Annotated in this window: 14 protein-coding genes; 9 read left to right on the plus strand and 5 right to left on the minus strand. The window is 58.2% G+C overall.

All coding sequences use genetic code 11. The annotated features are described in order from the left end of the window. Positions 1-396: 396 nt before the first annotated feature. The gene (locus FHS09_RS21960; protein WP_183463974.1) at positions 397-726 is read left to right on the plus strand and encodes a hypothetical protein; all 330 of its coding nucleotides are present in this window, start codon (positions 397-399) and stop codon (positions 724-726) included. 330 nt (positions 727-1,056) lie between these two features. Next, positions 1,057-1,803 carry a flavodoxin family protein gene (locus tag FHS09_RS21965; RefSeq protein WP_183463976.1) on the plus strand — a complete coding sequence of 249 codons (747 nt, stop codon included), beginning with the start codon at positions 1,057-1,059 and terminating at the stop codon, positions 1,801-1,803. Between the two features lie 36 nt (positions 1,804-1,839). Here the strand turns inward: FHS09_RS21965 and FHS09_RS21970 are convergent, their stop codons facing one another. Together FHS09_RS21970 and FHS09_RS21975 are read right to left on the minus strand one after the other, a co-directional pair. Beyond that, a complete protein-coding gene (locus tag FHS09_RS21970) occupies positions 1,840-3,210 on the minus strand; it encodes a potassium transporter TrkG (protein WP_221192195.1) in 1,371 nt (456 codons plus the stop codon). Next, positions 3,207-3,623 (minus strand): potassium channel family protein, encoded by a 417-nt coding sequence (locus FHS09_RS21975; RefSeq protein WP_183463978.1) that lies wholly within the window; start codon positions 3,621-3,623, stop codon positions 3,207-3,209. The genes FHS09_RS21970 and FHS09_RS21975 overlap by 4 nt, the downstream gene beginning before the upstream one ends. 255 nt (positions 3,624-3,878) lie before the next feature. Here FHS09_RS21975 and FHS09_RS21980 point away from each other — a divergent pair, with 255 nt between their 5' ends. Together FHS09_RS21980 and FHS09_RS21985 are read left to right on the plus strand one after the other, a co-directional pair. Further along, positions 3,879-4,322: a pseudoazurin gene (locus tag FHS09_RS21980; protein ID WP_183463980.1), complete on the plus strand. Its 444-nt coding sequence runs from the start codon at positions 3,879-3,881 to the stop codon at positions 4,320-4,322. 13 nt (positions 4,323-4,335) lie between these two features. After that, complete coding sequence (locus tag FHS09_RS21985; RefSeq protein WP_183463981.1) at positions 4,336-5,142, plus strand: oxygen-binding di-iron domain-containing protein; 807 nt, start codon at positions 4,336-4,338, stop codon at positions 5,140-5,142. Positions 5,143-5,149: 7 nt separating this feature from the next. On the opposite strand, the gene FHS09_RS21990 is transcribed toward FHS09_RS21985, so the two are convergent. Together FHS09_RS21990 and FHS09_RS21995 are read right to left on the minus strand one after the other, a co-directional pair. Beyond that, on the minus strand, positions 5,150-5,956 hold the full coding sequence (locus FHS09_RS21990; protein ID WP_183463983.1) for a DODA-type extradiol aromatic ring-opening family dioxygenase: 807 nt from the start codon (positions 5,954-5,956) through the stop codon (positions 5,150-5,152). Between the two features lie 82 nt (positions 5,957-6,038). Next, entirely contained in the window at positions 6,039-6,527 is a 489-nt protein-coding gene (locus FHS09_RS21995) for a DUF411 domain-containing protein (protein WP_183463985.1), read from the minus strand. 152 nt (positions 6,528-6,679) lie between these two features. On the opposite strand from FHS09_RS21995, the gene FHS09_RS22000 reads away from it, so the two are divergent. From FHS09_RS22000 to FHS09_RS22020, 5 genes are all read left to right on the plus strand, one after another. After that, the gene (locus tag FHS09_RS22000) at positions 6,680-7,306 is read left to right on the plus strand and encodes an RNA polymerase factor sigma-70 (RefSeq protein WP_183463987.1); all 627 of its coding nucleotides are present in this window, start codon (positions 6,680-6,682) and stop codon (positions 7,304-7,306) included. Further along, complete coding sequence (locus FHS09_RS22005; RefSeq protein ID WP_183463989.1) at positions 7,303-7,530, plus strand: zf-HC2 domain-containing protein; 228 nt, start codon at positions 7,303-7,305, stop codon at positions 7,528-7,530. Before FHS09_RS22000 ends, FHS09_RS22005 begins: the two co-directional genes overlap by 4 nt. 536 nt (positions 7,531-8,066) lie before the next feature. Continuing rightward, positions 8,067-8,468, plus strand: a complete 402-nt coding sequence (locus tag FHS09_RS22010; RefSeq protein ID WP_183463991.1) for a hypothetical protein — start codon at positions 8,067-8,069, stop codon at positions 8,466-8,468. An 18-nt stretch (positions 8,469-8,486) separates the two neighbouring features. Beyond that, positions 8,487-8,864 (plus strand): hypothetical protein, encoded by a 378-nt coding sequence (locus tag FHS09_RS22015; RefSeq protein ID WP_183463993.1) that lies wholly within the window; start codon positions 8,487-8,489, stop codon positions 8,862-8,864. A gap of 115 nt (positions 8,865-8,979) precedes the next feature. Continuing rightward, a complete protein-coding gene (locus FHS09_RS22020) occupies positions 8,980-9,420 on the plus strand; it encodes a DUF6326 family protein (protein ID WP_183463995.1) in 441 nt (146 codons plus the stop codon). A gap of 67 nt (positions 9,421-9,487) precedes the next feature. On the opposite strand, the gene FHS09_RS23470 is transcribed toward FHS09_RS22020, so the two are convergent. After that, positions 9,488-10,138: a group II intron maturase-specific domain-containing protein gene (locus FHS09_RS23470; RefSeq protein WP_425487785.1), complete on the minus strand. Its 651-nt coding sequence runs from the start codon at positions 10,136-10,138 to the stop codon at positions 9,488-9,490. Positions 10,139-10,164 lie beyond the last annotated feature (26 nt).

The following is a 10,164-nucleotide window of genomic DNA, read 5'->3' on the forward strand; positions in this document are numbered from 1 at the left end:
AGTGCTGTCAAATCGGAGTTGTTGCATTATCTCGATGCCATGAAATCTGCGGCCTAGTCGCGGAAGTGTCAAAATTTATGCAATGATTGGGTTAAGACTCAGCACCCTGTAAGAGCTTGCTTGCAAGCGAACAGCTACGGAGCGCTGATCTTTTCGCCTGCAAGCAGGCTCCTACAACAGTGGCCCAACCCAACAGCCGGAGCGACGGATGCGCGAGCCATCGCCAGACGCACGCGCAGTAGTTTTTCAGAGGTTCCTTCCGAAGTCGCGGTCAGGAATCGCCGATACCGGATTGCCCCGATAAAAATTGTCGCCAAACTCATGTAGTTGGCGGCCACGCCTATTTGGCTTTCCGTCGCCGTCCATTAGTATGCGCCGCTCGAATTTGGGGGGACCATGACCACAGCACAGAAAATTTACCGGGCGATCGAGTTCTTCAGTACCAAAGAGCCACATTACAGCCAATTCAAAATGACTTTCCGCGAAGCTGTGATCAATCACGGCGTTCCGGCGGCGAACGCGGGGAAAATGGCCGAGGTTGCCGCGGAGTCACTGCGCAGGCATACGGATCGGGATTACCATCTGGGAATGGCTCAGATCATCGCGTGTGACAGTCGCTTCGATCGCGCAATGGATGGAAGCGTCGCAGCCTTTCAGGCGATGCATAAATACATGTCCTACTACCTGGATTACGCCGAACTACAGCAGGCCAGCGTGGCTAACTGACAATTTCGGCCCTGCAGCTTTCCGAATAGATACAATTCCGCGCCAGACCTTGGCGATGGCGGTCCAGTAATATCCCCTGACGGCGACATCTTTCATGGCTCGAATTTCCTAAAGAATCGTCATTCCGGCGAAAGCCGGAATCCACAGACTCTCGATGTCTCCGGACCCCGGCCTACGCCGGGGTGACGAAATGGACTTATCAGAGGTTCCCTAATGATCGGCCTGGTGCCTAACATAAGGCCCAATATTGTCCGCTGAATCCTTGCCCGGGCAGGCTCCAGCCGTGCGCTTCCCCTATCCTCATTGACTGAAACCCTTCCCGGAGCAGATATGGAACTCAACGAAAAACAGCGGCAGCAGTGCGAATCCAGCCGGTGGGACTTCAGCAACCTGAAAACCCTGTTCCTGAACTGCACTTTGAAACTGTCCCCCGAGCTCTCCCATACCGACGGCCTGATCGCGATTTCCAGGGCGATTATGGAGAAAAATGGTATTTCCGTAGAAGTGATCCGCCCCGTTGACCTGAATATCGCCTTCGGCATCTATCCCGACATGACCGAGCACGGCTGGATAAAGGACGAGTGGCCCGGGCTGTACCGGCAGGTGAAGGAAGCGGATATTCTGGTAATCACCACCCCGATCTGGCTGGGTGACAAGTCCTCGGTCTGTACCAGAACGATTGAGCGGCTCTATGCGAATTCAGCGGAGCTCAATGAGAGGGGCCAGTACGCCTATTACGGCCGTGTTGGCGGCTGCCTGGTTACCGGCAATGAAGACGGCGCCAAGCATTGCGCAATGAATATCCTCTATTCATTGCAGCACCTCGGATTCGCAATCCCTCCGCAGGTGGATGCAGCCTGGGTCGGCGAAGCCGGGCCCGGGCCATCCTACCGGGACCCGGAGTCCGGCGGGCCGGAAAACGACTTCACCAACCGCAATACCACCTTCATGACCTGGAACCTGATGCACCTGGCGCGGCTGCTCCGCGACAATGGCGGTATCCCTGCCCACGGCAACCAGCGCTCGGAGTGGGAGGCAGGCTGCCGGTTTGACTATCCGAATCCGGACTACCGGTAAACTGTTGAGGCAGGCTCGGCGTTCTCCAGCGCTTTGTCACCCAACCTGCACTTCGTCCTCCACATAGCGCAACCGTGTGCGCCTGGGCCTGGCCAGGGCAAAAGCCAACGCCAGCGGACCTATGCGGCCGACAAACATCAACATCATCACAATGCCCTGCCCCGCGGCGGACAGCTCGGTGGTAACACCGCGGGAGAGGCCCACGGTGCCGAAAGCGGAAAAGCCCTCGAACAGCAGATCCACCGGCTGCAGTTGCGGGTGCAGCACCACCAGCAGCAGGTTGGCCAGCGACAGCATCAGTAGGCTGAGCACCACCACGCTGAAGGCGCGAAAAACGGCAGCGGACGCCACTCGGCGGTGGAAGGCGCTGGGCTGGGGCCTGTCGCGCAGACAGGCGCGGGTAGCCAGCAGCACCACCATAAAGGTGCTCACTTTTATCCCGGAGGCGGTGGAATTACTGCCGGCGCCGACAAACATCAGCAGCATCAGCAGCAGCGTGGTGGGCATTGTCAGCGCGGCGGTATCCAGGTTGTTGAAACCGGCGGTGCGCGGTGTCACCGCGGTGAACCAGGCGGCCAGGGGGCGCCGGGCGCCGTCCAGCCCGCCGAGAGTGCCCGAGTTATGCCACTCGAACAGCATCACCAGTATCCAGGCGCCCAGCGCGAGAATCGCGGTACCGGACAGGGTCAGCTTGCTGTGTAGGTTGAGGGAGGCAAAGCGCCGGTGGCGCCACAGGTCCACCAGTACGGTGAACCCCAGCCCGCCGACAATGAACAGGCCGCTGATCACCGGGGTGACCAGCGGGTGGTCGACCCACTGCATCAGGCTGTCGGACCAGAGGGAGAAGCCGGCATTGTTGAAAGCGGCGGCGGCGTGGAAGAAACTGAACCAGAGTCCCTGCCAAAAGCCCATCTCGGGCACCCACACCAGTGCCAGCAACGCGGTACCGACCAGTTCCAGGGAGATCGCCAGCACTGCCACTTGGCGCACTACCGCCAGCATGTCGCCGGCGGAAACCCGCTCCAGGGGCGCGCGCCGGAGCGGCTGGTCGCCGGAGTTGAAGCGCCCACTGAGCAGCATTACCGCCAGCGCGGCGAAGGTCATCAGCCCCAGGCCACCCAGGTGGATCAGTACCAGCAGCACCGACTGGCCGAAAAAAGTCAGCTCGCTGCCGGTATCCACCACCGTCAGGCCAGTGACCGTGACTGCGGAGCAGGCGGTGAACAGGGCCTGCAGCGCAGTCAAACCGTCGCGGCTGGAAACCGGTAGCCACAGCAACAGACTACCCAGGGCGATCAACATCAGGTACCTGGTCGCCAGTACCGCCGGGGGGTTGTAGCGCCACAGCTGCCGCAGCCCGACCAGCAGAGCAGCGCGGGTGTAGAGATTGGAGGCCCAGCGGTTCACGGTACCCCACCGGATACCAGGCTGCGGGCTGTCTGCAATCCCATTTCCACTTCCGGCTGCAGTATGCGATCGACGCCCAGTTGTTCAACGATCCGCCGGTGGGGATCGGACAAAACCCGCACCCAGACTTCCCTGGCGCCGAGAGACACCGCGGCGAGGGTGCACAGCACGCTGGCCTCGACGCCCTCCTCCACCGCCACCAACACCGCTTCGAAGCGCGGCAGATCCAGTTCGCGCATGGTGGCCTCATCAGCGGTGTCGGCAATCACCGCCTGGGTGAGGCTGTCGGCCAGGCGGCTGGCGCTGTCCTCGCTGGAATCCACCCCGAGCACGCTGTGTCCCAGGCGCATTAATTCCAGCGCCACCGCCTCGCCGAAGGTACCAAGACCGATCACCGCGAATTGTTTGCTCATCCCTGTTCCCTTACATCCGCCGGCTCATACCCCGGCAGTCCAATCGTCGAGGTAAATGGAACCCCTGATAAATAGAATAGGAGTTATCTCGAAAACCTCTGCGCACACGTTCGGCGGCGCCCGCCCTACTGCCCTATTGATCCAGATCAAGTTCCCGTAAATCCCACGAGCTACCATCCTCCGCGATCTGAACTAGCGCCGAAAATGCGGTTTCAGGCACTCGTATTCCAAACCTACACCAAACGGAAGCCAATCATGCCCTTACATTTTTTCTCCAAAGCTGTGCTGGCATTCGCCCTGATTTCCGCACCCGCGCTGGCTGCCGAGCATAAGATTCAGATGCTCAACCAGGGCCTGGACGGCATGATGACCTTCGAGCCGGCCTATCTCGCCGTGCAGCCGGGGGATACCGTGGCATTCCTGCCCACCGGTGCCGCACACAACTCTCGCTCCGTACTCTCCCCCGAAAACGGCACCAGCTGGAACGGCGCCATGGGCGAGAAAGTCACCGTCACCCTTGAGCAGGAGGGTATCTATCTTTACCAGTGTGATCCCCACCTGGCCCTGGGCATGGTGGGCGTTATTCAGGTGGGCCAGGCGAAAAACCTGAGCGCGGCGCAGAAGCAGGCACAAACCCTGAGCAGCCGGTTCGCCGTCAACAAAGACCGCCTCAGCCAGTATCTGGAAAAAGTGGAATAAGGAACAGACCCGCGTGGATATTCTTTTTCAGCAGGGCGAACACCTGGTGGCACGCTTCTGCGACCTGGTGCCAAACCAGAGCGGAAGCGAAGGGATACAGGCCAACCAGTTTGTTATCCGCCACGGTGAACTCGGCGCGCTGATCGATCCCGGCGGCGAGCTCACCTATACCCAGTTGACCATCGAACTCAGCCGCCATTTCAACCTGTGCGACCTGGACTATATCCTGGCCTCTCACCAGGACCCGGATATCATCGCCTCCCTGCCCCGTTGGATGATGCACACCCGCTGCCAGGTGGCGGTGTCGCGCCTGTGGGCGCGCTTTCTGCCGCACCTGGTTTCCAGCTTCGTGGCGTCACGTACCGGCGTGGTGCAGTGGCAGGATCGCATCCTGCCGATAGCGGATGAGGGCGCGGTGCTGCCGTTCGGCGATAGCGAACTCTGGGCACTGCCCGCCCACTTCCTGCACTCGGCAGGCAATTTCAGTTTTTACGATCCGATCAGCCGCATTCTGTTTTCCGGCGATGTCGGCGCCTCCATCGGAGGAGAGGAGGGGGAAGTGACCCACTTCGAGGGACATATCCCCAGCATGGAGGGGTTTCACCGGCGCTATATGGCCGGCAACCGGGCCTGCCGACTGTGGGTACGCATGGTGCGGGAACTCAACCCCTCGATGATCGTGCCGCAGCACGGCGGCTATTTCGCGTCACCGGCTGTGGTGAGCCGCTTCCTGGACTGGCTGGAACGGCTGGAATCCGGCCCCGACCTGTTGCGGGAGCGGGACTACAGCCTGCCGCGGAAAAATGCCATATCGCAGTAACGACAACTCAAAGGCTACCGAAAGCAAAACAGGAATAAGCCTTGCCCCCGATCATATCGCGGAAGGTCCCCCGCCCTCTGTCGTCTCCCGCGGCGCCGGCGGCAACCATCAGGGGAGGCAGGTGGTCCGGGCGCGGATGGCTGGCGTAGGCGCCCGGCGCCGAGGCCCAATCGCAGAGGCCGGCATTGCGGTCGGCGGGAGGCAAAGCGACGGTTTCGTGCAGCCAGGCATCGAACTCGATCGAAGCCCGGCCGTCGCCCCGGAAAATATCGCGCAGGTTGTGGTAGCTGCTGCCGCTGCCGAAAATCAGCACGCCCTCATCGCGTAGCGGCACCAGGGCCGCGCCGATCGCCAGGTGCTGCGCCGGGTCCAGGTTGTCCTTCAGGGAAAGCGTGGCCACCGGCAGCCGGGCTTCGGGATCGATAATCATCATCGGTACGAACACTCCATGGTCGAAGCCTCGGTGCTCATCAGCACCGGCGGCGATACCCGCGCCCTGCAGTAGTTCTAGTGCACGCCCGGCGACTTCGGGCGCACCGGTAGCCGGGTACTGCAGCTGATAGGTATGTGGAGGGAAGCCATAGTAGTCGTAAATCATCGGCGGTGCCGCGGCCAGGCTGACGGTGGGAATCCGCTTCTCCCAGTGGGCTGAGACCACCAGCACCGCCTCAGGGCGCGCGGACAACGAGGCGATCAGCCCGGAAAAATAATCCCTGAGCCTGTCGTAGGCGTTCGCGCCGAAGGGCTCCGGAAATTCCATCCAGAAACAGGGACCTCCGCCGTGGGTCAGGTAGAACACGGGTTGGCGTGTCATATCTCTAATCCTGGGAGTAGCGGTCGGGAATACAGGCCGGGCGCCCTATGGGCAGGTTTGCGGGAGCGGTTCAAACGCAGGCTCAGCTCCCCTCCGGTTCGGAGACCGTGGTAAGGAAGCGGTAATCCCCGCTCTCCTCCAGCAGGTAAAGACTGTAGGGTTCAAACCCCTCGCCGGAATACATGCCCGGGCTGCCCGCCGGCATGCCGGGCACCGCCAAACCGATAGTGCCAGGAGGCGGATTCTCCAGGTACTCGCGGATATACCTGGCCGGCACATGGCCCTCGAATACGTACTTGCCGTTCCACACTCCGGTGTGACAGCTGCGCATTCCCTGCGGCACGCCCAGCCTGTCCCTGACCTCCGCCAGGCCGTGGGTGTAACTCTGGCCGCGCGCCGCCAGCCCATTCCGCCTCAGGTGATCCATCCAGCGACCGCAGCAACCGCAGAAAGCCCCCTGGTGCACCACCATGGTATCTTCGGTGGAATTCGTGGGCGGCTGGCTGCTGCAGGCGCCGAGCAGCAATGTCAGGACGGCGGGCAGGAAGCTGAAGAGGAAGCGCTTGCACATAAAGGGCACCCTGGCGGCGGCTTATTGTGATGGGCGAAGTATAGCAGGGGCATTTTTACCGGCCGCTTATCCAAGCGGAGTAGCTGTACAATAGTCCACTGGCAGACCGGGGTGTAACAGACTCCGGGGATCGCACGACCAATGGAGAAACCATGACTATCGACAATACCGCTGGTGAGCCGGTACGGGATACTGCGACCGAGACGCTGGCCGACGAGACCTTCCTGCGGGAGCTGCGCGAGCAGATGCACCGCTTCGCCAGCGTGCAACTGGGCGACGCGCACCTGGCGGAGGACGCGGTGCAGGAGGCGCTGATGGGCGCGATGAAAAACGCCCACTCCTTCGGCGGGCGCTCAGCGTTGAAATCCTGGGTGTTCGCCATTCTCAAGAACAAGATCGCCGACATACTGCGCGGCCGCAACCGTGTGGTGGAAGCCAGCAGCCTGCTGCGCGAGCACGAGGGAGAAAGCGACTTCGACGAACTGTTCGACCGACGCGGCCACTGGTACGCCCAGGAGCGCCCCGCGCATTGGGCAGACCCCGAATCGGCAGTACACGACAAACATTTCTGGCGGATCTTCGAGACCTGCCTCAACCACCTTCCGGTGCGCCAGGCGCGGGTGTTTATGATGCGGGAATTCATTGAACTGGAGAGCCGCGAGATCTGTGAGGCGGCGCAAATCAGCGTGAGTAATCTCAATGTGATGCTGCACCGCGCCCGCCTGCGCCTGCGCGAATGCCTGGAAAATAACTGGTTCTCCCGGGGAGAGGAACGATGATGAACTGCCGCCGGGCGACACGCCTGCTGTCCGAAGCCCAAGAGCGCAAACTTTCCTTTAAAGAGCGCAGCGCGCTGAAACTACACACCCTAATATGCACCGGCTGCAGAAACTTCGAAAAGCAGATGCACAGCTTGCGCCGCATCAGCCGCAGCTTTGCTCGCGGCGCTACAGATGGAGACTCCTCCCGACGTCCGGGAGAAAAGAAAACAAACAAACCCTGACAATCACCGGGAGTATCTGTGATTTCGCCACGGGCGAAGCGCTGGGGAGAGTAGTGATTCCACGCACAGCGATGCCGGCGCGCCCCGCTTCCGCGAAGTTCCCAACCGACTGCCCGCGGCCTCTTCACGCATGGCAAAACCATCCGACAAGAACACCTGCTCCAGTTCTTGCAGCCCGCCCTCGACTCACTGCCGGCGGTGCTCGAAACACTACCCAATACCTTGATCCCGCGCCATAGAAAGCCCCAGCATACGCAATGGGAGACAGCATTTGTGCCGCGGGACTTGTGTCAAGCCCGTGTTCAGAAGCCAGTGGCTCTCGTTCACCGGTAAACGATCTGTAAGTGGTTGACTTTAAAGGGGGTAATACTGAGACTTGGAGCCACGAACATAAAAGAACACCAGGGCGCAGGGCTCGTTTTACTTTGAATTCAAAGTAAAAACACGGCCTATCCATTTGATTTTAATGAGAAAATTTCTCAATGTAGGGTTACGCGCCAGTGTACAAGAGCCGGGTGATAAAGAGCCAGTGGCTCATGAATAAAACTGTTATGTATGAAACCAATATGAAGAAATATCATTTAATTGCTTTAGCCATATTAGGGCTTACTCTGGCCCCCACCGTCTATATCGGCGCTAAGGGTGCCTCATACCTTTCTAAGCTAGAAGGGAAGGAGGTAGCCATAGGTTACCGAGAGTTTGCCGATAAAGTTCAATCAGGTGCTTTATCGAATGCTGACATAGCAAGCCGCATTAACAAGATCGCTAGCGGTGAAGAAAAAATCGCTGAAGGCTTCGGTCTTCTTAAATTATCTTTGTACTACTGGCTAGCATTTATAGTGGCGATCACAGCTTTGCAAGCATACTTGCTTAGGGCATTGCTAAGATCACATAACCAGTTAAGTCAGCAGGACGCCGCAAGCGGCGCCGCTGCTTAAGTCGTTAAGAGCACAATCATGATCAGACTATTTGCCACATTAATAATTTTAGTATCAAGCAGTAGCTATGCCTGCGAGTGCTCTCAGATATTAAGCTACAAGGAGTACGCTGCTAAAGCCTCTATGATTTTTCGCGGCCAGCTTATTCGCGCAGAAATAATAGAAAATGATGATCACGCGGCGGAATTTACATTTTCTATCGGTGAGGCATTCAAGGGGGTCGAGACTGGTAAGCTCACCGTAAAGCAAGATATAACTAGTTGTACTTTACCTATGAACCTTGGCCGCCAATATCTCGTTTTTACAAATCCCGGCCAAGGTATCAACCTTTGCTCTGGCTCAGCCGATATGCAGCGTGTGAATTTTCCTGAAATAGAGTACTTGCGTAGTGAGTAAGCTCTTAACAAGGCCAAGCACAGCGCCCGCAAAAGGCGCGGGCTGGACCTCGCTACCGCTCGGCCTGTGTTGGCAGCGTTATGCAGCTTAGCGAACTTTACAAAGGAGTCTTAGGATGACAGTCAAAGACAGAGGGATGATTTTGTCCACATTATGGATATTTGTGACGTTGAACTATTTATATTGTGATGTTTTGTCGCTAATGTCTCCCGAAATGCTGAACTCGTTGATTACGACCGGCGGAGTAGGCGGAATGACTATGAGCGAACCAACTTTGTTGGCCGCTGCCATACTATTAGAGATCCCGATATTATTGGTATTGCTTTCCAGAGTTTTGAAGCATAAATCCAATCGATTGGCAAGTATCATCGGCGGTTTAGTTATGACGCTTGTAATGGCTGGAACGCTACTTATGGGAGAAGCAAGCCTCCATTACATTTTCTTCGCCATCATAGAAATTGCGACTACATTGTTTATTGTTTGGTTTGCTTGGACTTGGGATGAGGCAGAATCTGCAGAGAGTCAAGCAAAGAATGGCGCCCACACAGCCGCATAATCGGGTACCGGGGGTGTCTAGCCCCCAGTCCCCACAACACCCATCGTGCGGGTCCGCAATGGGCGTTTCACGATCCGTAATGCAATTCAACCCATCTGGTTCTAAGAGAGAACAAACCCAACTTTTCGAGATGCTTATTTGAGAGCGCTCTATGGATAATCTTGCTTCTCGAATTACGCCAATACCCTTTACTGGACATCGCGGCCGGTATTGCCTCGTCGAGGCTAACACCGAGCCTGATTAGATTTCGGACTTTCGTACGCGGTAAGCGCCACTGTTTCCAGAAACACATACGAATGCGTCGCCGAATCCAGTTGTCCAAATCGTCACAGCGTTGGTATCCACTGGCAATGCCAAAGTAATTGATCCATCCGCGCAGGTAAGTTGTCAGCTCCTCCATGCGGGCGTCCATCGAGATACCCCGTGAGCGACCTGTTAGGCGCCTGACTTCGCGTTTAAACTTAGCCAGTGCCTTTGGGTGCCAACGGAGCTGTTTGCCATGAAACGTAAAACCCAGGAACTTGCAGCGGCTCACCGGCGCCACCTGACTTTTCTGATCATTGACCACTAATTTCAGTCGCTGCTCAACGAATCGGGTGATGCTGGCAAGCACTCTTACCCCCGCGCGCTTGCTTTTGACCAAGATAATAAGTCGAGTCGCCCCGGGGACCCTCCCCCCGAGGCGCTCACAGAACCGGACGTGAACGTCTCCGCTCATCCGGCTCCTCCTATCCAGCCTGTCCA

The sequence above is a fragment of the Microbulbifer rhizosphaerae genome (assembly GCF_014191725.1).
Taxonomy (GTDB): Bacteria; Pseudomonadota; Gammaproteobacteria; order Pseudomonadales; family Cellvibrionaceae; genus Microbulbifer; species Microbulbifer rhizosphaerae.

Bases quoted from the DNA above. Each gene is read 5' to 3' on its own strand.
- FHS09_RS22005 (WP_183463989.1), top strand. From the start codon at position 7,303: ATGATGAACTGCCGCCGGGCGACACGCCTGCTGTCCGAAGCCCAAGAG.
- FHS09_RS21960 (WP_183463974.1), top strand. From the start codon at position 397: ATGACCACAGCACAGAAAATTTACCGGGCGATCGAGTTCTTCAGTACC.
- FHS09_RS23470 (WP_425487785.1), bottom strand. From the start codon at position 10,138: ATGAGCGGAGACGTTCACGTCCGGTTCTGTGAGCGCCTCGGGGGGAGG.
- FHS09_RS21990 (WP_183463983.1), bottom strand. From the start codon at position 5,956: ATGACACGCCAACCCGTGTTCTACCTGACCCACGGCGGAGGTCCCTGT.
- FHS09_RS21980 (WP_183463980.1), top strand. From the start codon at position 3,879: ATGCCCTTACATTTTTTCTCCAAAGCTGTGCTGGCATTCGCCCTGATT.
- FHS09_RS22015 (WP_183463993.1), top strand. From the start codon at position 8,487: ATGATCAGACTATTTGCCACATTAATAATTTTAGTATCAAGCAGTAGC.
- FHS09_RS22020 (WP_183463995.1), top strand. From the start codon at position 8,980: ATGACAGTCAAAGACAGAGGGATGATTTTGTCCACATTATGGATATTT.
- FHS09_RS21995 (WP_183463985.1), bottom strand. From the start codon at position 6,527: ATGTGCAAGCGCTTCCTCTTCAGCTTCCTGCCCGCCGTCCTGACATTG.
- FHS09_RS22000 (WP_183463987.1), top strand. From the start codon at position 6,680: ATGACTATCGACAATACCGCTGGTGAGCCGGTACGGGATACTGCGACC.
- FHS09_RS22010 (WP_183463991.1), top strand. From the start codon at position 8,067: ATGAATAAAACTGTTATGTATGAAACCAATATGAAGAAATATCATTTA.
- FHS09_RS21965 (WP_183463976.1), top strand. From the start codon at position 1,057: ATGGAACTCAACGAAAAACAGCGGCAGCAGTGCGAATCCAGCCGGTGG.
- FHS09_RS21975 (WP_183463978.1), bottom strand. From the start codon at position 3,623: ATGAGCAAACAATTCGCGGTGATCGGTCTTGGTACCTTCGGCGAGGCG.